The 22738-nt window shown below is 55.7% G+C and carries 20 protein-coding genes; 4 read left to right on the top strand and 16 right to left on the bottom strand.

From position 1 onward, the window contains the following. The 4 genes from EJQ19_RS29890 to EJQ19_RS29875 all read right to left on the bottom strand — a co-directional run. Window positions 1-1756: molybdopterin oxidoreductase family protein (locus EJQ19_RS29890; protein WP_241243149.1), on the bottom strand; the 1756-nt coding region annotated here is incomplete at its 3' end. A 45-nt stretch (window positions 1757-1801) separates the two neighbouring features. Continuing rightward, window positions 1802-2152 (bottom strand): nitrite reductase small subunit NirD, encoded by a 351-nt coding sequence (gene nirD / locus EJQ19_RS29885; RefSeq protein ID WP_126144891.1) that lies wholly within the window; start codon window positions 2150-2152, stop codon window positions 1802-1804. A gap of 17 nt (window positions 2153-2169) precedes the next feature. Continuing rightward, a complete protein-coding gene (nirB, locus tag EJQ19_RS29880; protein WP_126144890.1) occupies window positions 2170-4590 on the bottom strand; it encodes a nitrite reductase large subunit NirB in 2421 nt (806 codons plus the stop codon). A gap of 267 nt (window positions 4591-4857) precedes the next feature. After that, complete coding sequence (locus EJQ19_RS29875) at window positions 4858-6105, bottom strand: nitrate/nitrite transporter (RefSeq protein ID WP_126144889.1); 1248 nt, start codon at window positions 6103-6105, stop codon at window positions 4858-4860. Window positions 6106-6518: 413 nt separating this feature from the next. Between EJQ19_RS29875 and EJQ19_RS29870 the strand changes: the two genes are divergently transcribed. Further along, window positions 6519-7169 carry an ANTAR domain-containing response regulator gene (locus EJQ19_RS29870; protein ID WP_126144888.1) on the top strand — a complete coding sequence of 217 codons (651 nt, stop codon included), beginning with the start codon at window positions 6519-6521 and terminating at the stop codon, window positions 7167-7169. Beyond that, complete coding sequence (locus EJQ19_RS29865) at window positions 7166-8197, top strand: anthranilate phosphoribosyltransferase (protein WP_126144887.1); 1032 nt, start codon at window positions 7166-7168, stop codon at window positions 8195-8197. Before EJQ19_RS29870 ends, EJQ19_RS29865 begins: the two co-directional genes overlap by 4 nt. A gap of 68 nt (window positions 8198-8265) precedes the next feature. On the opposite strand, the gene EJQ19_RS29860 is transcribed toward EJQ19_RS29865, so the two are convergent. Then, window positions 8266-9066, bottom strand: coding sequence for a CAP domain-containing protein (locus EJQ19_RS29860; RefSeq protein WP_420901708.1), 801 nt, complete (start codon window positions 9064-9066; stop codon window positions 8266-8268). Between the two features lie 139 nt (window positions 9067-9205). Continuing rightward, window positions 9206-11248, bottom strand: a complete 2043-nt coding sequence (locus tag EJQ19_RS29855; RefSeq protein WP_164716830.1) for an alpha-galactosidase — start codon at window positions 11246-11248, stop codon at window positions 9206-9208. 113 nt (window positions 11249-11361) lie between these two features. On the opposite strand from EJQ19_RS29855, the gene EJQ19_RS29850 reads away from it, so the two are divergent. Together EJQ19_RS29850 and EJQ19_RS29845 are read left to right on the top strand one after the other, a co-directional pair. Further along, window positions 11362-12240, top strand: coding sequence for a helix-turn-helix transcriptional regulator (locus EJQ19_RS29850; RefSeq protein WP_126144885.1), 879 nt, complete (start codon window positions 11362-11364; stop codon window positions 12238-12240). A 126-nt stretch (window positions 12241-12366) separates the two neighbouring features. Continuing rightward, window positions 12367-13356 (top strand): ketoacyl-ACP synthase III, encoded by a 990-nt coding sequence (locus EJQ19_RS29845; protein ID WP_126144884.1) that lies wholly within the window; start codon window positions 12367-12369, stop codon window positions 13354-13356. Window positions 13357-13884: 528 nt separating this feature from the next. Here the strand turns inward: EJQ19_RS29845 and EJQ19_RS29840 are convergent. The 10 genes from EJQ19_RS29840 to EJQ19_RS29795 form a co-directional block, all read right to left on the bottom strand. Next, a complete protein-coding gene (locus tag EJQ19_RS29840; protein WP_126144883.1) occupies window positions 13885-14190 on the bottom strand; it encodes a hypothetical protein in 306 nt (101 codons plus the stop codon). Further along, the gene (locus EJQ19_RS29835) at window positions 14187-14549 is read right to left on the bottom strand and encodes an alpha-helical endospore appendage domain-containing protein (protein ID WP_126144882.1); all 363 of its coding nucleotides are present in this window, start codon (window positions 14547-14549) and stop codon (window positions 14187-14189) included. Before EJQ19_RS29835 ends, EJQ19_RS29840 begins: the two co-directional genes overlap by 4 nt. 11 nt (window positions 14550-14560) lie before the next feature. Beyond that, window positions 14561-14848, bottom strand: a complete 288-nt coding sequence (locus EJQ19_RS29830; RefSeq protein WP_126144881.1) for a hypothetical protein — start codon at window positions 14846-14848, stop codon at window positions 14561-14563. A gap of 60 nt (window positions 14849-14908) precedes the next feature. Further along, window positions 14909-16408 (bottom strand): glycosyltransferase, encoded by a 1500-nt coding sequence (locus EJQ19_RS32970; protein ID WP_338143354.1) that lies wholly within the window; start codon window positions 16406-16408, stop codon window positions 14909-14911. Window positions 16409-16558: 150 nt separating this feature from the next. Beyond that, window positions 16559-16879, bottom strand: a complete 321-nt coding sequence (locus EJQ19_RS29820) for a hypothetical protein (RefSeq protein ID WP_126144880.1) — start codon at window positions 16877-16879, stop codon at window positions 16559-16561. Window positions 16880-16912: 33 nt separating this feature from the next. Next, window positions 16913-18076 (bottom strand): CgeB family protein, encoded by a 1164-nt coding sequence (locus tag EJQ19_RS29815; RefSeq protein ID WP_241243148.1) that lies wholly within the window; start codon window positions 18074-18076, stop codon window positions 16913-16915. A 33-nt stretch (window positions 18077-18109) separates the two neighbouring features. Then, complete coding sequence (locus EJQ19_RS29810; RefSeq protein WP_126144879.1) at window positions 18110-19219, bottom strand: CgeB family protein; 1110 nt, start codon at window positions 19217-19219, stop codon at window positions 18110-18112. Then, window positions 19216-20103 carry a dTDP-4-dehydrorhamnose reductase gene (rfbD, locus tag EJQ19_RS29805; protein ID WP_126144878.1) on the bottom strand — a complete coding sequence of 296 codons (888 nt, stop codon included), beginning with the start codon at window positions 20101-20103 and terminating at the stop codon, window positions 19216-19218. The genes EJQ19_RS29810 and rfbD overlap by 4 nt, the downstream gene beginning before the upstream one ends. Next, window positions 20100-21101 (bottom strand): dTDP-glucose 4,6-dehydratase, encoded by a 1002-nt coding sequence (gene rfbB, locus EJQ19_RS29800; protein WP_126144877.1) that lies wholly within the window; start codon window positions 21099-21101, stop codon window positions 20100-20102. The genes rfbD and rfbB overlap by 4 nt, the downstream gene beginning before the upstream one ends. Further along, window positions 21086-21820: a sugar phosphate nucleotidyltransferase gene (locus EJQ19_RS29795; RefSeq protein ID WP_126144876.1), complete on the bottom strand. Its 735-nt coding sequence runs from the start codon at window positions 21818-21820 to the stop codon at window positions 21086-21088. Before EJQ19_RS29795 ends, rfbB begins: the two co-directional genes overlap by 16 nt. Window positions 21821-22738: the final 918 nt, after the last annotated feature.

The raw sequence follows: 22738 nt of genomic DNA, 5'->3' as shown, positions 1-22738 counted from the left end.
ACGGGTACTCCCCGTCGATCGGCTCGCCCGGCATTTTGGGCTCGATGCCGAAGAGGCGCGCCTTGCCGTCGGGGTGGTGGAACCGCTCCTGGAACAGGTGAGGCGTCCCTGGGTGATCAGGCGACGGACACGGCCAGAAAAGGCCTTTCGCCTCCTGCAGCCGCCGGTAGGTGATGCCGCTGTAGTCGGCCTTGCCGCCGGCCGAAGCGGCCGCAAGCTCGTCAAACACATCTTCAATACCCGCATATTGAAAATACTTCCCTCTCCCCAGTGCCTCCGCCAGCTCGCATAGGATGCGGTAGTCAAGCTTGGCCCGGCCAGGCAGCTCGGTCGCTTGCCGTCTGTGGAACACGCGCCCCTCCAGGTTCGTCAGCGTACCTTCCGCTTCGCTGAAGGACGAGCCGGGCAGCAAATAATGCGCATAACGCGCGGTCTCGGTCTCGAACATGTCGATGACGACGAGCAGCTCCAGCTTCTGCAAAGCCCGCTCCACCATTCGATTGTTCGGGCTGGACACGAGCGGATTGGAGCCGAGTACGATCAAGCCCTTCACTTCGCCTTCGTCGACTTTCTGCAGCAGCTCGTAGGCGGAGACGCCTTTCCCCGGCAGCTCGGCCGGGTCGATGCCCCACACGCCCGCCACATGCTCGCGGGCCGCCGGATCTTCGATCAGCCGGTAACCCGGCAGTTGATCGGCTTTTTGCCCGTGCTCGCGCCCGCCTTGACCGTTGGCTTGCCCGGTCACAGCGCCGTAGCCGCAGCCGGGCCGACCGATTTTGCCCGTGAGCAGGCATAAATTAATGTAGTTGAGCGTGTTCTCCACGCCGTTCTTCTGCTGCTCTAAACCACGCGCTGTCAAGACGATGCCGCTCTCCGCTTTCGCAAAGCCGCGCGCCACGGTACGCACGACCGCTTCGAGAATGCCGGTCATCGTCTCGACTCGCTCAGGCGTATAGCTCTTTACCGCATCTTGCACCTGCTCAAAGCCGACTGTCCGTTCCCGAACAAAGCGTTCATCCACCAGCTTTTCCGTAATCATTACGTTCAGCAGCCCGTTCACGAACACGGAATCGAATCCCGGCTGCAGCCGCACATGCACATCGGCAACCTTAGAGGTCATCGTGTTCCGAGGATCGATGGTAACGATGACGGCACCCTTCTTTTTCGCTTCCAGCAAATACGGCATCATCGTCGGCTGGCACTCCGCAATATTGGTACCGGCCAAAATGATGTACTTCGCATTCGGAATCTCACTCAAAGGCATCGTCATCCCGCGATCAATACCGAACGCTTGATTGCTCGCCGCAGCCGCCGAGGACATGCAATAGCGTCCGTTATAGTCAATGTACCGCGAGCGAAGCGCCACACGCGTAAATTTGCCGAGCAAGTAGCATACCTCGTTGGTCAAAGAGCCCCCGCCGTAGACACCGACGGCATCGCGACCATGCAGTTCCTGCAGCTCAATGATCTTTTCGGCAATGCCACTGTAAGCCTCCGCCCACGACAATGGCCGCCAAGGGAGAAGTCCCTTCTGCTTCAGAAGGGGCTCCAGAATCCGCTCAGGATGCACCACATGCTCCAGCGCATTCAAGCCTTTTTGACACAATCGACCTGTCGCTACGGGAAACACACTGCTTGGTTTAATGGTCAGCGCGCCTGTCTTCTCATTTGGCAAAAGTTCCAATCCGCACTGCATACTGCAAAAGCAGCAGTGGGAGGAGGGCTGCTCCACAATTGTTGCATATTCTGTTTTCATCGCCCTCGCCTCCTCCTTCATCACCTTACCTGTACCCAGAACCAATCAGCTCGCGATTTCACGTGCCGTTGGAAAAGCAATATATACATAACCTTCCTGGATCTTCGTTTCATACGTTTGGACGCAGCCGGTATCGGGCTTCTGCACCTCGCCGGACGGCAAGTGAATTTTGCGATCGTGCATCGGGCAGAAGACGTGCTCGTCGCAGACGATGCCCTCGGCCAACACGCCTTGCTTGTGCGGGCAGCGATTCTGAATCGCATGCAGTTTGCCGCTTTGCAGTTTGAACAGCGCAACCTCGACATCCTGATAGCGGATCGTTTTCCCTGTGTTCAGCGCCAATTCCTCATAAGAAACAGCTTGCACCCATACGCTTTGTTCGGTTTGTGTATTCATCCGTAGGCTCCTCCCCGTTACTTCAACTCGACAACCTCGTAAAGATCGCGTCTAATTTTGTTGCTCTCAATCGCTTGCTTCCAAGGGTCGGTCAGGACGGAGAGCGCCGTTTCCATCCGTGCGCACAGCGCTTGACGCTTCTCATCATCCTTCACGACTTCACGGATATGATCGATACCGAGACGGTGCAGCCATTCGCTGGTGCGTTCGCCATATTTGCCGGTTTCGCGGTAGTATTGCAGATACGCTTCCGAGTACTCGATAATTTCCGCTTCGGTTTTCACAGTGACCAGCAGGTCGCCGACGCGCACTTTCACGCCGCCGTTACCGCCGGCGTACAGCTCCCAGCCCCCGTCGACGGAGACGACACCAAGGTCCTTAATCCCGGACTCAGCGCAGTTGCGCGGGCAGCCGGATACGGCCAGTTTCACTTTTGCCGGTGTATTCAGTCGCTCGAAGCGCTTCTCCAGCTCGATGCCAACCCCCATCGCATCACCGGTGCCGAAGCGGCAGAACGTGTCGCCGACGCACGTTTTCACCGTACGGAGCGCTTTGCCGTAGGCGTAGCCGGACGGCATATCGAGTGCTTCCCACATCGCGGTGAGGTCTTCTTTTTTCACACCGAGCAAGTCAAGCCGTTGTCCACCGGTAAATTTCACAGTCGGTACATTGAACTTCTCCGCCACTTCGGCGATCCGTTTGAGCTCCGAAGGATTCGTCACACCACCGTAAATCCGTGGAACAACGGAGTAGGTGCCGTCTTTTTGAATGTTCGCGTGCATCCGCTCATTCACGAAACGTGACGTGCTGTCGTCTTTATACGTTTCCGGGGCGATCATGCCCAGGTAATAGTTCAGCGCAGGGCGGCATTTGGAGCAGCCCTCTTCATTCGTCCAGCCGAGTACATGCATCACTTCGCGGAGGTGAGTCAAGCCTTTTTCCCGTATCCCATCGACGACTTCGTCCCGAGACAGCGTCGTGCAGCCGCAAATGGATTCTTTGGCTGCGTTTTTATCGTAGGAGGCCCCAAGTGTAAAAGCGAGCAAATCGCTTACCAACGGTTTACAGCCGCCACAGGAACGGGAAGCGGTCGTGCAGTTTTTGACTTCCTCAACGGTCGTCAAGCTTTGCTCCTTGATCGCGGAGCAGATCGTGCCTTTCGTGACGCCGTTACAACCGCAGATAATCGCGTCGTCCTTCATGTCGGCCACGCCAGATGCCGCGCCGCCGCTGCTGGAATCCGTGAGGATGGACGTCTTGGCCATGCCGCTGATGTCTGTTTCTTCCCGGATCATTTGCATGAGGCGTGTGCCATCCGCTGTATCGCCGAAGAGCACGGCACCGATAATTTTGTTGTCTTGAATGACAACTTTCTTGTAAACACCTGTGAATTCGTCATGAATGCGAATCGCTTTGGTGCCTTCGGCATCCATAAACTTACCGCCGGAGAAGACGTCCACACCGGATACTTTCAGCTTGGTATACACAATTGAGCCCTCATACGGACCGGTTTCCACGCCGGCCAGATGCTTCGCCAGCACCGCCCCTTGCTCGTACAGCGGCGCCACCAAACCGTAAGCGACACCGCGATGCATCGCGCACTCGCCAACGGCATACACGTTAGGTATGTTCGTTTGCAAGTAGTCGTTAACGAGAATCCCCGGATTGCATTCAATGCCGGACGATTTTGCCAGTTGAACATTCGGGCGTATGCCGACCGCCATGACGATGAGATCCGCCTCTGCAATCGTACCGTCCTTGAACTTCAACCCTGTGACGCGTTTATCACCGATAATTTCCTCTGATTGCTTGGCCAAAAGGAAGTTGATGCCTTGCTCTTCCAGCGCCGCTTGCAGCATTTTCGAAGCGGTGCGGTCGAGCTGCCGCTCCATGATCGTATCGACGATATGAACAACGTCCACCTTCATCCCGAGATTCAGAAAGCCGCGCGCCGCCTCCAGGCCAAGCAGACCGCCGCCGATGACGATTGCTTTTTTATACTTTTTCGCCGACTCCATCATAATTTCGCAATCGCGGATCGTCCGGTACGCCATGACACCCTCTTTGTCCGCACCCGGCATCGGAATGATAAACGGATTCGAGCCTGTCGCCAAAATCAGTTTGTCGTACGAAACGGTAACGCCCTTGTCGCTTGTGACGGTTTGCGCTTCGGTGTCGATGTTTGTTACTGTTTGACCCGTATACAGTGTAATGTTGTTCGATTTATACCATTCATAAGGATGGATTACGATGTCTTCGACTTTGGAATCGCCGGATAGAACGTAAGACAACAAAATCCGGTTATAGTTCGGATGCGGCTCCGTGCCGAAAATGGTAATTTCATATCTATCCGGAGCAAGTTTGAGCAGATGCTCGACAGCGTTAACCCCTGCCATGCCGTTGCCAACCAGTACCAGCTTCTCTTTGTTCACTGTCATTGTCATCATCCTTCCATTCTTTAACGGTCGCTTGTTGGAATGTGGAAAAAGGGTCATTCGGGAGGCAGCAATGCCGCCCAAATGACAATGCGGGATATGGAGCTATACAAGAGTTCCATTACACAAGTCAAAGGCGCTGGTCGTAACGCCTTTGCCCATACAGCCTGGGGCGCTAGCGGCAAGCTGCATGAGCAAAATCTTTACGGCACACCGGATGCCGCGCCGCCGGATCGAATGGATCCTCCCCGGCAGCACGCTCCGTGTCGGCTAAGCTTGCAGTGTAGTATCCATGGAAGCCGTCGAACCGGCGGACACTTTACCGCCTTCCCCGATCCATGTACGCTTCCATTGGCCTTGAACGGCTGCAATAATCACGATACACAGTAGGGCGATGACACTGAGCGTCAGGAACCCCGGTGTGAAAGATCCGGTGGACAGCTTCAGATTGCCAAGTATCTTCGGCAGGAAGTAGCCGCCGAGGCCCCCGGCTGCGCCGACGATCCCGGTCATGACGCCGATCTCCCCCCGGAAGCGCTGCGGCACGAGTTGGAATACCGAGCCGTTACCCATCCCGAGCGCCATCATGGCGACGAACAACAGCACGGTTGTCACTGACAGCGAAGGCAAGGTTGAAATGCCTGCCATCATCACGCCGACGACACCGTAGAGCACCATCAGCATTCGGATACCGCCAAGCCGATCCGCCAACCACCCGCCGACCGGCCGGAAGAAACTGCCGCCGATCACGCACAAGGTGGTAAAGTCCGCCGCCCGAACGGGAGACAACCCGTATTGCGTGTTGAAGAAAATCGTGAGATACGTAGACATTCCGACAAAACCGCCGAACGTCACACTGTAGAAAATACAGAACAGCCAGGCGTCACGCTGCTTGAGTACCCGCCCGTATTCCGCAAGCTTCTTCGGCGCCGGTTTGTTCGGGCTGTCCTTCGCGAGGATACTGAACAGGATCAGCGTGATCGCGATCGGAATCAGGGCAAATCCGAAGACGACATGCCAGGTGCCAAAATGCTGCGCAATCCGGTTCGCGAACAGCGTCGCGAAGATCGTGCCGCTGTTGCCGGCGCCGGCGATGCCCATCGCCAGCCCTTGATACTGCGGCGGATACCACGAAGACGCAAGAGGCAGTGCAGCGGCGAAGCTTGCTCCGGCGATGCCGAGCATCAACGCAACGAAGTACATGTCGCCCATCGTGTCGGCGAACTGCCAGCCCCAGAAAAGCGGAATCAGCGTTAAGGTGAGTCCGATCTGACCCGTTCGCTTGGGACCGATTTTGTCGGTCAGCACCCCGAGTACGAGGCGGAGGACGGCGCCCCCCAACGTCGGCAGGGCGACCAGGTTCGCTTTTTCCGCAGCATTTAAATGGAAGTCATTCGCGAGAATAACTGCCAGCGGACCGAGAAGCACCCACACCATGAAGCTCATGTCAAAATACAAGAAAGCGCTGAACAATGACCCTTTGTGCCCGACTTGCAAAAAACTTTTCCGATCCACCATGCATTCCCTCTCCTTTGCGAGGCTTTTCGCCTTCTCTTCATGTTTTCCTACCCGATGAATGATGCCGATGCGATTCTAGACAGAAAAGGCCGACAAACAGCCCCGTATAGTCGGGAAGTTCGTCGGCCTCATTGCCACTGCTGCCACATCCTCGTGATCAGCATGTTAGATTTAATTTTCGATTGTGATCTTCAGCGGCACGTCATTGTGCCGTTTATTACCCTGATTATACGATGGCACTTCGAATGTGTCAATAAACTTAACATAAATTTTCTGAAAAATCCTGAAAACTTCATATCGACAACTTTTAGACGGCTATGCTATAGTAATTTCGTAATTCACATCCATTTTAAAGCAATTACCTAACATTAACTTAACATCGTTTAACCTGTTAATCACAGGAGGGAGTCTTTATGTTACAATCTTTTATCGTTATCGATGAGTTAAAAGAGAAACGCTCAGCTACCTCCTCTGAGCTAACGTCTTCCGGGGGGTGGCAAGTTGCGGAGGGCCCTCCGTTCTTACCTGAAGAAACTTTAAAAGATTTGGGGTTTCGCGTCTACGCCGGAACGTCCATGAGAGAAATTTCATTTAACATGCCCAAGATCGATGCTGTATTATTAGTGGTAAGTCCTGATCAGGTTGCGCCTTGGCGCACCCGCCTGCACACGCTGCGCAGTCTGCCGCTGTTCTGGTGGTGCGACTCGCAGACGTTTCCTTCTAATGAATGTAAAATCGATCACGGCATCGACGGCCTGCTCGGCCCGTCCATGAGCGCACTGGAAATTCACTGCGCATTGCTGCTGGGCGTCAATCATTATTTTCAGCGAACCGAGTGGCATCAAGAACGTGAGCAGCTGCTTTCCAAGCTTGAGGAGCGCAAATGGGTCGATCAAGCGAAGCGGATTTTATGCGAAATTAAAAAGATTTCCGAAGCGGAAGCTTACGATTTCCTGCGCAAGCAGGCGATGAATGAACGCAAACGACTGGTAGACGTCGCAACCTCCATTGTGAAGGTGTATCAACTGCTGCAAGATCAAAATCAAGGGGGACGCAAACGATGATTTCCTTATTAAAAGAAGTGGGCCGCGGCAAACGCGGTGCCCGAGACCTAACTTACGACGAAGCTGCGCAAGCGGCTGAGCTGATCCTGACCGGCGGCGCTACAGAGGCGCAGATGGGCGCCTTTCTCGTCGCGGAGCGGATCAAGATGGAATCGCCGGATGAGCTCAAAGCGTTCATCCACGCCCTACGGAAGCGCATCACGCCGCATCCGATCGCCGGCAGCCTAGACTGCGCCGGGCCGTACGACGGCCGCGCGCGCACGTTTATCGCGACGCTGCCGACCGCGTTCGTGCTGGCCGCCTGCGGCGTGCCGACGACGCTGCACGGCAGCGCCACAATGCCCCCGAAATGGGGCATCACGCTGCCTGACGTGCTGGAGGCGCTCGGCGTCCAGGCGCTGCAAGCGTCGCGCGAGGCGCTAACGTCCGCGGCTGCGCGGACGGGCTTCCTCTTTACGCCGACGGAAAGCTGGTGCGCGCCACTTGGCGAGCTGCGGCAGCTGCGGCAAGAGCTCGGGCTGCGCACCGTGTTCAACACGGCGGAGAAGCTGCTTCGTTTTACCGAAGCGCCTTTTATGGCCGTCGGTGTGTTCCACGGGACTGTGTTCGAGAAGATCACGAATCTGCTCATCGACCTTGGCGTGACGAACGGCATCGTCGTGCAGGGAATGGAAGGCTCCGAAGATCTCGGCGTCGACAAGCGTACCCGCACGTATCTGATTAAGGACGGCGTCAGCGAGCTGTTCATTATCGATCCTGAGATCTATGAACTTCAGGTCGAAGTGCCTGAGGTCGAGTGGACGGCACAGCTGCAAGCCGAAACGGCGCTAGCGGTGCTGCGCGGCGAAGCCGAGCTGCCGTTCCTCAACATGGTGCTGCTGAACAGCGGCGTGCGCCTCTGGGTGGCGGGAGCCGCCGGCTCCATTGAGGAAGGCATCTACATGGCGCGCCACGCCATTGAGCAAGGTACGGCGCTGCAGAAATTCACGCAGTGGTCGGAAGCGATCAAGCCGGTGTCCGCGACGTAAGATAGAAGTCAAAACAACCCCCAGTCCGCCTGATGCGGCTCGCTGGGGGTTTTTCGCGTACTCTGCACTTATTTGCCGATAAACTGCTGCGTAAACATCTTGCCGCACGGGCCACCGTTCACGATGCCAATGCCAATGTGCGTATAGTCCTTGCTTAGAATATTCGCCTTATGCCCCGGCGAGTTCATCAGCGCCTCATGCGCCGCTTGAACGGTTTGGTTGCAGGCAATATTTTCACCAGCCGCATTGTACGTAATGCCGAATTTCTCCATCATATCGAACGGAGAACCGTACGTTGGTGAATCATGGGAGAAATAGTTGTTGTCGACCATATCCTGGCTTTTGATTCTAGCCGTTTTCGTCAAAGCCATGTCGGCGACCAATGCCGGTAAGCCCGCCTTCGCCCGCTCCTGGTTGACCAGATCGAGCATCTGCTGCTCTTCTACCGTAAGCCCTGACGTCGAAGGCGCCTGCGGCGACGGTGTCGGGGTCGGACTCGGCTCGGATGGTGCAGGAGTTGGCGTCGGTGTCGGCGCAGGCTTTTTCGGGATTTTCAAATTACCGTACGCCCACAAAATCGATTGCAGCGTCTGATCATCGACATTGCCTGTGATCGGAAGCCCGTAGCGGCTTTGGAACGCTTTCACCCCCGCGGCCGTTTGATTGCCGTAATAACCGGTGATCGGGCCTGAATAGTAGCCGAGAGACTTCAACATCCCTTGCACTGCAAACACATCGGGGCCTTTGGCTCCCTTGCCGTACGCAAATGCGGTCGAAGCGGCGCTGCTAAACAAAATCACACAAAAAAGTGCGATCCAGATCATCTTTTTTCTGCCGAATTGCATGTGTGTCATGTCACTTCCCGTCATCAGCATCTTCGTCCCGGAAGGACGATAGGCTTAGATTTTCCTGATTTCTAACTTTTATCCTAGGAATGAAAAATCAGCCTAAGCTAAGGTTACCAAGCCGCTGTCCTCTTATTCTTGGCCGGGAAGCGAAGGCCTTTCGTCAGAATAAATAGCGGTACAGCGCAAACGTATGCGGTGCCGTCAGTTTCACGCGCAATTCACCGGAAGACAGCTCAGCCTCCGGCACATCGGCAAGCTTCGATGAAGCTGCAATAAGCTCCAAACGAACCGGCAGCTGCACGCCGTCGTTCCCCCAAAGCGCAAATCGTGCCTCCTCCCGATCATTCCACTCGCGCAGCACGACCAAATAGCCTGTTCCCTTGACCGAAATGGATTGAAATCCCGTCCACGACGTACCGTTCGGCTCCTCGCCGATCGGGAGCACATGTCCGCCTTGAATGGCCTGCTGATGCGGCTTGTACGCATGAATGAGCCCTTTCAGCTTCTCGCCATCCGCCTGTGCCAGCCCGGTTACTTCCATCCAGGCGAGCGGGCTTGCAAACATCGTCAGCGCAAAAGCAAACTCAATACCCACGGCAGACGGTGCCAATGGATCCTCCGCATAATTCATCCGATTGCGGGCGACGTTCAGAAATTCAATCTGAAGCTTTGCCGCGGATACATAGGGTGAGAGCTGCCAGAGATTACGCAGCGTATAATGAGGATAATAATTGCTCCAATCTGTATACCGATTTTCGAGAAAAAGATTCCCGTACTGCGTCTTTCCGAAATAACCCAGCCTCACCTGAGCCGTCGTGTCCTGGTTAAAAGCGACTTGCCCCTGCGTGGCCCCAGTCACCTTTTCCATCATCCGGCGCAATCTTAATTCCCCCAGCTTGGAAGCAAGGCGAATGCCATCTAGCTTGAAATGGCGGATTCCCTCCCGCTGATAAAAACCGATTAGCGTATCTGCATCCTTTTCCCAATACATAAAATCGTGACTGGAATCGGGTGAAAACCAAAGCCCCAACTCGATGCCCAGTTCCTTCGCTTTCGCCGCGACGGGCTCTAGCCCGCGTGGAAACCGCTCCGGATGCACAACCCAGAATTGGTCGGATTGACTGTAATAATCGCTCCAAGTCCCACCTTGCACAACGGAATTCGCCGTCGTCCCTTGCTGCCATCCGTCATCAATCTGATAAACGGTCACGCCCAGTTCAGCGGCTGCCGGCAGCTCCTCAAGGATAAAAGCCTCGTTCACTCGTCCGTCACGGGAACGATCTCCCCACGTATTGCTCATGACATAGGCATCGCGTTCCCCCACATAGGTACGAATGCTCCGATGATAGGCATGCAGCAGCTTCCGCAAGCCGAACTCCGTTCCGTCATAGACGCCGATCGTCACGCCGTAGGCTGGAAGCTCATCGCCATCCTCGTTATCCTCAGCGTCCAAGCCTGAACCATCCACAAACAACCGATGGCCTTCAAAACGAAAATCACCGCCTGACCGATGGAGATGTCCGAATGCGGTCGGCCCTTCCTTCAGTACCAGCAGCCCTCTTGGCGCAAGCTGTTGACTGAACGCCAAGATGCTGCCGGTCAGCTCAGTTCGCTCGTTTTTATACAACAAGCCCGTATCGCGGCTGACCAGATTATTGTGATGGTCCGTCACATCTTTCAACTGGATGCACTGCCATCGGGAGTGCACGGGTCTCAGCGCCAGCGCGTCAATGTAATCGTGCCCAGCTTCCGCCTGTTCTTCCGTGTAATCCTCCAATTGCTCACCAGAGCTGCCTGCGAATACTGGCACCCCTGACCCACTGCTGTTTGCGGCTATACGCTTCACCCACATTTCCTGCCGAAGGAAGGAAGCGCTCGGGTAGAGTCGCACTTCAAGCCGTAATGCATGGGTATTCGTTTTTAGCTCGACCGAAACCTTCCAATGCTTCGCCCCGACACCAAGGTCATCGTCTTCTGTGGCCCGTATGGAAACATGGGCCGCCTCTGCATAAGGGAGCAGCGGAAGGCGATAAGCCGTCAAATCAGTCCCCTGCGCAATCCATTCTTCTCCTGTCGACTTGTCCTTCAGTGACTTCGTTACCAACGTATTTCCGTGGATCTCCCATATTCTTTCGATTCTTTCATTCCCCGTCACGAGCCGCCCTTGCTCGAATGCCGCGTAACAATCCTTGTACCGAAGCATTTCCGTACTCCCCATTCACAATTTATTGTGCTACTATTTCCTCATAGGAAGATGATAACTCGCCTCGGGCTAAGACGAAATCGTATTTTATCGCGAAAGGATAGTAAAATATTGTGATAATCGAGGGCTCGTTTGGTTTTCTTTATCCAGAAGATGCCTCTGCTCCGTTATACCGTATTATGTCAACCGGATTCCATCGAATCTCTGATGCGGATTATCGTTGGGATGGCATGGAGCGGCCTGCAGGCGGCGTGCTTTTTCAGTATACGCTTGCAGGCGAAGGGCAGCTTACCTTGGGAGAGACTAGGTACACCGTGCCGATGCACCATGGCTTTTTTGTGCAGATTCCGTCTGAGCACCGTTATTGGTATGAACCTGTCCAGGACAAGCCTTGGGAACACATCTGGCTTCGATTTACCGGCAATGATGCCGAGCAGATGTGGTCACGGTTTATCCGGCACTACGGTCCTGTGGGAACCTTCCATCCGGACTCGGAGCCAATTCGGCTGCTCTATAAGCTTTATGAAGACGCCGCCTCCAACCGGCTTCGCGATCGCTATGAGGTATCCGTACGCCTGTATGAATGGATGCTGGCGATGCTGAGAGAAACGGAAGGCAAGGGGGCTGAGCAGTGTGAAATCCCGGAGAAGCTTCGACATGCCAAAGTATGGCTGGAGCAGCACTACCGCATGCCGCTTGGCCTGGATCAGGTCGCAATGGCGGCGGGGATGTCGAAGCATCATTTTTGTAAAATGTTTCTAAGATTCATCGGCATTACGCCAATGCAGTATGTGCGCCAGCTACGCATTGAGGAGGCGGCTCGGCTGCTGCGCCATACTTCACTTCCGATTACTGTAATCGCGGCGCAAACCGGCTTCGACAACAGCAGCTACTTCGGTAAGGTGTTCCGGCAGATGGCCGGCATGTCTCCGAGCGATTTTCGAGAGGGTGTCACAGAAATACCGTATGGCGCATTGAGGTTTGTGACGTAGAGCGGGAGATGCCCACGCGGAGCTGCATCCCTTACGCACAGATGTTCCATTGACATTATGCGCGTAATCGGCTACATTAATTTTAGTACCTAGTACTAATACTTGATACTAAAAGGAGTGTGTACCATGCCCGCTTCAGCTCCCCTTCACGCACGAATTACCGGAATTGGCACCTATGTGCCGTCCCGCATTTTAACGAACGAACAACTCTCTCAGCTTGTGGATACCAACGATGAATGGATTGTGCAGCGCACGGGCATTCATGAGCGCCGCATTGCCACAGAGCACGAATATACGAGCGATCTATGCATCGCCGCGGTCGACAACCTGCTGGCACGGTACCCCGGCGCTCTTGACGGCGTCGAGCTTGTCATCGCCAGCACGCATACGCCGGACCTTTCGTCGACGCCGGTCGCCTGCCTCGTCCAGGCGCACTTCGGCCTGTCGGCCGCCGGCGCCTACGACGTCAACGCCACCTGCGCAGGTTTTACCTATGCGCTGCATCAAGCCAGCGCGCTCGCCGCCGCCGGCGTGCATCGCAAAATCCTCGTGGTCAGCGGCGACACGCTGTCCAAAATCACCGACTACACGGATCGCTCGACGTGTATTCTGTTCGGGGACGGCGCCGGGGCCGTGGTCGTGGAGCGCGATGAGGCGCAGCCCGCGTTCCTCGCCCACCACATCGGCGCCGACGGTCGAGGCGCAGCCCATGTGTACCGCACGGGGCTGGCGCAGCAACTGCACGGCTTGCCGCTCGCCGGCGGCGGCAAGCTTGTCCAAAACGGCCGCGAAGTGTATCGCTTCGCGGTGTCCACGGTGCCGCAGGGCGTGGAGCGGCTGTTGGCGAAGAGCGAGCTAACCATCGGCGACGTGGACTGGTTTATTCCGCACAGCGCGAATCTGCGGATGATCGATTCCATCTGCGAGAAGCTCGCCCTGCCGCTGGGCAAAGCGCTCACCTCGATGGAATACTACGGAAACACATCCGCCGCTTCCATCCCGCTTGCGCTGGATCTCGGCGTCCAGGACGGCCGTGTGAAACCGGGCGATCTGCTGCTCTTGTACGGCTTCGGCGGCGGGTTGACGCACGCCGGCCTGCTGGTGCGCTGGGGCTGAGGGTGGTCGGCCCCGGGGCGCAGCGCTTCCCCAAAGTTGTCCAGATAAGTGGCGCTTGTCCATGAACTGGAAAACCTCCAGTTCATTTTGCCTTGATACACCTCCCGTGCCAGCTGAACTGGAAAACCTCCAGTTCATTTCAGCAGTTTTCGGAGAAAGGCTGCTAAATAGGCTAATGTACTGGACAAATTCCAGTTCAGCTCTGCAATTTGGGCAAAAATGCGAAAATATACAGGAGAAATTCCAGTTCATTGGAAAAGCGGAAGAAAGTGGCGGGTGAGCGCGTGCATGAGCATCGGAGGAACCGGCTGGCGGGTGAGCGCGTGCATGAGCATCGGAGGAACCGGCTGGCGGGTGATGGAGAGCAGTAGCATCGGATGACCGGTGGCCGCGGGAACACCGCCTCCAGCCAACGGCCATCCCACCCGGGATGGAAGCAGTAGAAAATCACCGGGGGAGGCACATAAGACAACGGGGATACTTGTCGGTGCTTAACCTCACAACAGCGTGCTCTCCCTCCCTCGCAGCCTATCGTGTGCGCCGCTCCTGCTTCGCCGGCGGCCGCTTCGCCCCGGCCCGAAGCTGCGCGTTCACCCACGGCTTGCCCGGCGCGCTGTGCGACCGCACACGAACCGGCAAGCCGGTCACGCGCTGTAGCAGAGCCCGCTGGTGCGCCGCGATGGCGCCAAGATTTTCACCGATATGCTGCGCCAAATCCCCGGAGGCTTCCACCTGATCGGCCGCCGCTTCGAGCATGCGGCTCAGCGCCCGCTGGCTGCGCGCCAGCGAGATCAGCAGGTGCAGCTCGATCTGGGCACGACGACGCCCGCTCATGATTTGTCATCCTCGCCCAAGGAGAGGAAGCTGTCACCGAGCATACCGCCTTCCAAGCCGCTGCTAAAACCAAAGCCCGAGCCGCCTTCATTTTTTCCGAGCAGCGCCGTAAGTTGATGATTCAGCGCCGCCTCCATTTTCGTCAGGCTGTCGATCAGATCAATGATCCCGCTATGGTAGTCGGCAGTCTGTTTCATTTTATGCTCATGTCCTTCCAGATTTTCGGATGTCAGATGGAGCAGCACCCAGTTCTGCGCTTTTCTCGCCTCGACCACACGAGCTTCAAGCATCAGCGCGATTTCTTCCTGCACGCGGGCTGTGGCCTCCAGCATTTGCATAAACAGCTCTTCCCTGCTCACAACGCTCCTCCTTACTCCTCATGGCTTTCTTGCATTTCCTTCATAATCAGTTCCGTCCGCTTAGCCACTTCTTCTGCAAGCTCCGCCAAGCTGCTCACATAGGAAGTCACGTTCTTCGTAAGCTGCAAAGATCGCTTATGCAATACACCGAGACCTTGAAAATCCGGATGCGAATCCGGCAAATCGCCAACAATGGCCGCCATACGCGACGAAATATGCCGGTGTGACGCCAGTAAAGCGGCCAGTTCCCGATGCGAAGCCGCAATGTGCGCTATAACCGTTGTAATTTGCTGCTCCATGCTGCTCACGCCTCCTTTTTTCACTTAACGTTATGCGCGTCACCGTGAAACGATACCTGCTTACATGAACTTCCGCGGGTCCACGCCCCATTTGCGGATAAATTTTTGCCGGTTGCGCCAAATCGCTTTGCGGACGAGAGGGCGCGGCTTTTTCCGAAAGCTGACCGAGCCTTTATGATAAATGAAGCAATCCCCGGCAATCGACAGCCGGTAGCCATGCAGCCTGGCCCGATAACAGTAGTCGTCATCTTCGAAATGTCCCGGCGAAAAGCGCTCATCCAAGTAGCCAATCTTCTCCAGCAGTTCGCGTTTAAAGAGAAGGCACATGCCGATCAGACGCTTCGTCTCCAGCCACCGCTTCGGATTCGCTTCATTATATTTAGCCGTCATTCGGTCGATAGTCGTAAAACGCTCCCGTAGGCGCTGCCGGCCGCTGGCATAATTCGTAACTGGTCCGACCATACCGACGTTCGGCTGCTCATGCAGGCAGCGCTGCAGGTTCGTCAACCAGCGTCGAGTAACGATCGTATCATTGTTAAGCAGCAGCAGCTCCGAGCCTGTCGCGAGTCGCAGCCCCAAATTGCACGCAGCCGGAAAACCCAGATTTACCGGTGCAGCGATCAGCTTGATTTTTTCCTGCAGGCAATATGCAACTGTGCCGTCACTCGAACCATTATCGACGACAATCAACTCGTAAGGCACGTCGGTATGCCGGCGGATGGAAGCCACACAGTCCTTGAGCAGCGGCAGCCCGTTATACGTAGGAATAATGATGCTCGTCAGCTGCGTTCGAGGTGGAAGCGACACATCCTGCGACACCAAATGCGGCGGATCCCTTCGGGAAATCACCCGAGGTATATCCGGCCCTCCCGCTTCCATTCCCTGGATAAAAGGAACCAGCCTCTCCGCAGACACCGACTCATCGTTCCCGTTCGTAAAAAGCAGCACATCCGACTGCGCCATTCTCACCCCGATGTCACGGCCCTCTTCCTCTCCGACGGGGTCAGGGGAATAGATGACGAGCGCGTCCGTCGTCTTGCGCGCTCTCTCGAGCGCACGGTCCTGAGAACCGTGAACAATGACAATCAGCTCACTGAGCGGAAGCTGGTTGAGCTGCTCCAACGCCTTCACGCTGAGGCGTTCGCCACTGGGTACGGTCACAATAGCGGCGGACGACAGCTTCGGCGGCGGCAGTACCCAATCGGGTGTGCGGGCGTGCATCGCCTTACAGAATCCGCTGATGTATCCCTTGGCGGCCTCCTCGCACTTCGCCGCATGCGTAAGCGAGGGTTGGTCTTTGGCCCATTTCGCCCACAGCTCGCTCAGCGCTCGCTTGTAATCGTTGCGGTAGGTGCGCACCAATCGCGCATCCCGGTAGCCCGCGAGATACCCAAAGCGGCGCCAATAACGCTGAAAGCTCGTGCGTGAGGGCATCCGCCGCATAGCCCTGCGGCGCTTCCGTAAAGCCGGCTTCCTCACGCGAAGCTGACGCCCCTGCACACCCATCCGCCGGATTCGCTTCTTCCCTCGATCTTTCACCCGATCACCCCATCCCCCCATGAAGTCCCGCCGCTATCAACAGTGTATGAGCTTCGCCCTGCGCGGCAAGGGCAAATGCCGCCCGCGAAGAAAAACAGGCAGCCGTCAATGAAAAAACGGCCCCCCTCTTGCTGACGGCGCAGCAACGAGGCGAAAGGCCGCAACTCAGGGTCACTGTGAAATGGCGGGCTGCTGAGTCTGGAACGTATATCCTTGCGCAAAGCCGATATGGTAGCCTTGATGAAATGCGGCATCGTACGCTGCTTTGTACGCGAGCGCGCTCCTGCTAACCGCCGGGCGGCGCTTGCGGCGCAGAGCGGGTCGCAGCCTGCCCCCCGACACCCGGCGCAAACGGCCGGCAGCCCGGCTATTTCTGCGAACGAGCAGGCCTCGTTTTGGACGTTTGTATTTGGAGCGCGCGAGCTTCGCCCCGGCCCGTTTGAGCGGTTTACGGCGAATCGCTGTTTTGCGCAGCTTTTTTTTCACAGTCATGCTGATCTCACCTCACTTTGGAATAACTTGCAGCTATCTCGGCCCGAATACAATAGAAAGAATCGAAACCAGCCGGTTCGCATACGTATGATCGCGCATCGTGCGATACAGGCCGCGGAGTGCGATCCGGTTTCGCTCCTCTTCGTGCTGCAGATAGTGATTGAGCTTATGCATCAACTCTTCCGGCGAAGCATACGTCTCAATGTCATATCCCGGTGTGTAAAAGCTCGCCAAATCCGAGCGCACATCCGTCAACTGCAGCACGCCGCAGCCGGAAATTTCAAACGTTCGCGGATTCGGAGAAGCGCCCGCAATGCGTCTGCTGTTGTTATTATAAGACTCGTCGTCCGAAGCGCGGTGCATGTTGATCACGATTTTGGCGCCGTTATAGAAATCGGCCGTCTGATCCGGGGGCATCCACGTGCCAAGTTGAATTTGGGGGGCGAGCAGTCGATACTGACGCAGCCGGTCCCACCAAATCCCGGAGATAAGCACCCGCTTGCTGGCGAGAAAAGGCGCCAGTTTGTCGAACCAGACAACCCGGTTCCAATAGGCTGAACCGATAAAACAAATGTCGCGCATCACGCTGGTCGACACCGGTTTCGGCCGGAACATCTCCGGCTGGAACGCCAGCGGCACATAATGAACCTGCGGGCAGCCCATGTCCCTGTAAAACTGTACACAGTTGATCTCCATCGTAAAAATAAAATCGTAATACCGCCCGAAAGCAGCCGTAATATCGGTGTAATAAGGATCGTCAGTCAGCCATACCGCCGTTCGAATCCCCATGTGCCGAAGCCGCTGAACGACGTCAAGTCCCAGATTGACGCCGTCGAGCACCAGCATCATATCAGGACGATGCCTTGCGGCCAGCGCTTCGACGCTTGCATTGGGCTGCCCGATACGACTACGATCGCCCTCGGTGTTGCCGATGATCAGCTCTTGCACAAGCGGACGCAAGCTGTTAATGACTGCAAGGTCAATCGGCTCGTAAGGATAGCTTTTGCCCGATGTAACATACAGGACGCGAGCGTTCCAGAACGGATTTGGTGCCCGGTCGCGTGCCGCCTGCTGCAGGACCGCCTCGCATCGCCCCATGCGAATCCCGTTCATCAAACCGGCATGGTAGCCGTCTTGCTGCCCCTGCCGCTTTGCATGAATGATGCCGGCCCTCTGATGACTTTTCTGAACTCTCAACCTGTTCCTCTCCTCCCGATGATCCTTTTGGGCTCAACTGAAAACCACATTCAATATCCGCGTCAACCGTTCCGCATACGTATGATGAAGCAGTGTTCGGCGCAGCCCGTTCATCGCAATGCGCTGCCGTTCCTCGCCGTGCTGCAAGTAGTGCGCCATCTTCTGCACAAGCTCCTGCGGGTGCTGGAATGTCTCGACGTCCTGCCCCGGCGAATAAAACTGCGCGAGCTCGTGGCGGAAGTCGGTTATCTGAAAAGCGCCGCACCCCGCAATCTCATACGTTCGCGGATTAATGGAATAGCCCGGCAGCCCGCGGGAATTTTTATTATAGGTGTCATTCTCGGTATGACGATGAATATTGAGCACGATTGATGCACCGTTGTAATACTTGACCGTCTCTTCGATCGGCACCCAGTGCAGCTTGATGCCCTGCCGCAGCAGCGCATAATGGTTCAGGCGGTCCCAGAGCCCGCCGGCCAGCACAACCCTTTTGCCGATCAAAAAGGGCGTCATGGCATTGATGATCGCCAGCCGGTTCGGGAACCCCGTGCCGATGAAGCAGATGTCGCTCATGTACGCAGTGTTGACCGGCACGGGCTTAAACACAGCGGGGTTGGACGCCAACGGCAAATGGTACACCCGGCTGCAGCCCGCGCTTTGGTAAAGCGGCAAGCACGACGTTTCGTGCGTAAATACGTAGTCGTAATGCGGTGCAAGCGCCACCGACTGATCGCTGAAATAAGGATCATCCGCAAACCAGATGGCGGTGCGGATGCCAAGCTGCCTGACGGCCTCGATCTGCGCCGGATGCTCGGCGGGAAATACGTGCAGCCCGTTCATCACGAGCACGAGGTTCGGGCGCAGCTCCTGCGCGAGACGCAGCATATCGGCCGCCGTCGTCGTATACACAACACGCGCCGTCTGACGCAGACCGTCGATGATGCCTTGATCGATGCCGTCGAAGCCCTGCACGACGAACAGCACGCTGACTTCGCGCATCGGCCATGGCGCCGGCTGGCTCGTATCCAGCACGTGCTGGCACCGCCCCATGCGGTAGCCTTGCGCCAATCCGTCATGGAATCCGTGATGCCGTCCTGCGGCCGCCGACGCTGCGGTTGCGGTGGAACGATTTGGCTTTTTCATCTCACACCTCTTTCTTGCTTGCGAAGAGCGGAATCGTCATAGTCATACCGGATAAAAAAAGCGAGCGCCGCCTCCCAATCGCGCATCGGCGAGAGCCCGTGCCGTTCGATCGCCCCATGCCGAAAAGCGCTGTACATCGGCCGCTTGGCCGGGACTGCCGGCAGCTGCTCCGTTGGCACAGGATGCAGAAGGACGCTCTGGAGGAGTCCGGCTTCCTGCAGGATGCGCCGAGCAAACTCAAAGCGCGAGCATACGCCGCTGTTTGAGGCGTGGTAGAGCCCGTAATGCTCCGTTTCCAGCAGCTCCCGGATCATTAGCGCAAGATCGAGACAATACGTCGGCGAGCCGAATTGGTCATCGACAATGGTGAGCTCGCTTGTGGTGCGAGCCTTCTCTAACACCTTCGTCACAAAATTCGCGCCTTTTGCGCCATACAGCCAGGACGTGCGCACGATGAACGCTTGGCTGCACGTCAGTTGTACAAATTTTTCGCCCAGCAGCTTGGACTGCCCGTAAATATTGATCGGGTTCGGCATATCCTGCTCCGTGTAGGCGCACTGCTTGGTGCCGTCGAACACATAATCTGTGCTGACATGCACGAGCTTGGCATTCAGCATATGGCAAGCCGACGCCACGTGAAGCGCACCAAGTGCGTTCACCTGGTAGGAGGCTTCCGTCTCAGCTTCCGCCCGGTCGACATTCGTGTAGGCTGCCGCATGCACGACCGCATCCGGCTGATGCTGCATCAGCGTCCATTTCACCGCATCCTCATCCGTGACGTCAAGCTGCTTACGGTTCAGCGCAATGACCTTGTGCACAGGGCCAAGCACGCGCTTCAAATCATAGCCGAGCTGGCCGTCCGCACCGGTGATCACGATCTTCATCGGGGATCCCCTTCCCGGCCGCTGCGGTATTCGCCGGATACGATGCGGTCGTACCAGTCGGTCGCCAGCTTATACCAGCCGAGTGTCTGACTCAGCCCCGTATCCCACGTGTAGGCGGGCTGCCAGCCGAGCTCGCGCTGGATTTTCGAACTGTCGATCGCGTAACGACGATCATGTCCCAATCGATCGGGAACGTGCTGAATGAGCGACTCCGGTTTATTCAATAGAAAGAGAATGCGTTTAATTACGTCCACATTCGTCTGCTCGTTATTCCCGCCGATATTGTACACTTCGCCGGGCACGCCGGCTTCGATCACCCGCTCGATCGCCGAGCAGTGATCTTCGACAAACAGCCAGTCGCGCACATTGAGGCCGTCGCCGTAGAGCGGAATCGGCTGGTCGCGCAGCGCTTTTGTAATGACGAGAGGGATGAGCTTTTCAGGAAATTGGCGGGGTCCGTAGTTGTTCGAACAGCGGGTAATGACGACCGGTAAGCCGTAGGTTTCATAGTAGGCGCGAGCCAGCAGATCAGAGCCGGCTTTGCTCGCGGAATAGGGGGAATTCGGTGCAAGAGGCGTTGCTTCTGTAAAGGCGCCTGTCACGCCAAGCGTACCGTACACTTCATCGGTAGAGACGTGAATAAATTTGCTCACCTGCCGCTGTCTCGCTGCTTCCAGCAGGCTCTGCGTACCCAGCACGTTCGTCGTCACAAAACCGCGCGGGCTGTGAATGCTGCGATCCACATGCGATTCAGCGGCAAAATGAACCACAATGTCGACACCCGCCATCTCCTTCAGCATCAGCGCTTCATCGCCGATATCGCCATGTACAAACGTATAGCCGGGCTGTCCCTCCAGCGTTTCGACATTGTCCGGGTTGCCCGCATACGTCAGGACATCCACGTTCACAATGCGATCCTCAGGGTGCCGGCTTCGCCAATAATGAATAAAATTGCTGCCAATAAACCCCATGCCGCCGGTGACTAGCAAGGTTTGCATGGCGTATCCTCCCTTCTGACGAGCAGATTGGCCTGGAAGAGCGACTCATGCGTCCCTGCATCAATCCACCAGTTGGTGAAAAAGCGGTGCGACAGCTTGCCGGATGCGGCGTACACATTGTTTACATCCGTGATTTCCATTTCGCCTCTTGCTGAAGGCGCTTGGGTTTTGATAATGTCGAACACAGTGGCATCATACAAATAAATGCCCGTCACCGCATACCGGGTCTGAGGCTGCGCAGGCTTCTCCTCGATCTGCTCGATGCGGCCGTCTTTTATCGTAGCAACGCCATATCGCGAAGGATCCGGTACCTCCTTCAATATCACCATCGCGCCTTCCTCTTGTTGACGGAATGCGTCTATCATCTGCACCAAGGAATCTTTAAATAGATTATCTCCCAGAATCACGACAAACTTCTCACCTGGACGAATAAAATCTTCAGCAAGCGCAAGCGCTTCGGCAATACCGCCCGCTTTTTCCTGAATTTTATAAGTCAGCTTGATGCCGAGTGCATCGCCACCGCCCAAATAATCGAGATACAGGCCGGCGGATTGCTTGCCGGTAATGACGAGCACATCTTCGATCCCCGCCTCAGCCAGCTTCTCCAGCGCATGTTGAATCATCGGCATATCGCCAACGGGCAATAAATGCTTATTGATAATATGCGTCAACGGACGCAAACGGCTGCCTGTTCCTCCCGCAAGTACCACGCCTTTCACGCCAATCCCCCTTCCAAAAACTGGTGAATGCTACAAAGCTACATTCATTTCTACTAGCATATGCGCCTCTGGTAGACTTCAATTGGACGAACAGCCCTGAAATGAAAATTGGTTATGTATCTATTTTCAGAGTGAGGGTGGAGAGATGCCCGCTTCCTAGCCTATTGCCTGCCGAGGGAGACTCATTCGTTGCTATCCTGCAATTTGTACAGGTGAATTTTGGAAAAGAGCGGAAAGTCGGGCATGCTCATGTAAAATGTGCAGGTAATTCTGCTACTTTTTCTCCAAACGGGGGGATTTTGCTGATCTGTCGGCGTTTTTGATGCAGTTTTTACATGATTTCCGTTAAAACGGTACTGTTTGGGCTGATTACCTGTATGTTTTACAACTTGTGGGGGTTGCAGGCGTGGGGGGCCGGGTTAAGCTGAACGAAGGGGCTGTCCCAAAAGGCAATTTGTGATTTTTTTAGCCCCACTTTGAGCCAAATATCGTCAAGTAAAAGAACCTCATCCTCCACTTCGAAGTGGAATTTGAGGTTCTTTTGCTTGTAAAATGGGACGTTCCTTGTCATGCGAACACTTTTGGGACAGCCCCACTGAGCGCCGGATTTCGGACAATAGTCACTCGAGGAGTGCTTATTACACCAAACTGAAAGGCATTTACAGCTATCGATCAGGTTCGTTTGGGATTCGTTTACTTATGATTGCATGCGAGCTTGCCCTGCTCATCGAAATAGGTTACTTTCAATAACTTATCTCCACGGTTTGCTCTTGATCTCCAGAAATAAGATAACGCTCTTATCTTAATTGCGGGTTTTCATCGTGTTTCGGGTACATTTGCAGCAATTAAGTTCGTTCACCTAACTTATTTGCTTACAAATCGCTTTAAACTTCAGAATAAGATACCGCCGTTATCTTA

Source organism: Paenibacillus whitsoniae (assembly GCF_003955665.1).
Taxonomy (GTDB): Bacteria; Bacillota; Bacilli; order Paenibacillales; family NBRC-103111; genus Paenibacillus_E; species Paenibacillus_E whitsoniae.
Note: the sequence above shows the minus strand (reverse complement) of the source record. Positions and strands in the feature narration are given on the sequence as shown.

Coding starts and splice junctions, on each gene's coding strand:
- nirD (WP_126144891.1), bottom strand. CDS start 2,152: ATGAATACACAAACCGAACAAAGCGTATGGGTGCAAGCTGTTTCTTAT.
- nirB (WP_126144890.1), bottom strand. CDS start 4,590: ATGACAGTGAACAAAGAGAAGCTGGTACTGGTTGGCAACGGCATGGCA.
- EJQ19_RS29875 (WP_126144889.1), bottom strand. CDS start 6,105: ATGGTGGATCGGAAAAGTTTTTTGCAAGTCGGGCACAAAGGGTCATTG.
- EJQ19_RS29870 (WP_126144888.1), top strand. CDS start 6,519: ATGTTACAATCTTTTATCGTTATCGATGAGTTAAAAGAGAAACGCTCA.
- EJQ19_RS29865 (WP_126144887.1), top strand. CDS start 7,166: ATGATTTCCTTATTAAAAGAAGTGGGCCGCGGCAAACGCGGTGCCCGA.
- EJQ19_RS29860 (WP_420901708.1), bottom strand. CDS start 9,066: ATGACGGGAAGTGACATGACACACATGCAATTCGGCAGAAAAAAGATG.
- EJQ19_RS29855 (WP_164716830.1), bottom strand. CDS start 11,248: ATGCTTCGGTACAAGGATTGTTACGCGGCATTCGAGCAAGGGCGGCTC.
- EJQ19_RS29845 (WP_126144884.1), top strand. CDS start 12,367: ATGCCCGCTTCAGCTCCCCTTCACGCACGAATTACCGGAATTGGCACC.
- EJQ19_RS29840 (WP_126144883.1), bottom strand. CDS start 14,190: ATGAGCGGGCGTCGTCGTGCCCAGATCGAGCTGCACCTGCTGATCTCG.
- EJQ19_RS29830 (WP_126144881.1), bottom strand. CDS start 14,848: ATGGAGCAGCAAATTACAACGGTTATAGCGCACATTGCGGCTTCGCAT.
- EJQ19_RS32970 (WP_338143354.1), bottom strand. CDS start 16,408: ATGGGGGGATGGGGTGATCGGGTGAAAGATCGAGGGAAGAAGCGAATC.
- EJQ19_RS29820 (WP_126144880.1), bottom strand. CDS start 16,879: ATGACTGTGAAAAAAAAGCTGCGCAAAACAGCGATTCGCCGTAAACCG.
- EJQ19_RS29810 (WP_126144879.1), bottom strand. CDS start 19,219: ATGAAAAAGCCAAATCGTTCCACCGCAACCGCAGCGTCGGCGGCCGCA.
- rfbD (WP_126144878.1), bottom strand. CDS start 20,103: ATGAAGATCGTGATCACCGGTGCGGACGGCCAGCTCGGCTATGATTTG.
- rfbB (WP_126144877.1), bottom strand. CDS start 21,101: ATGCAAACCTTGCTAGTCACCGGCGGCATGGGGTTTATTGGCAGCAAT.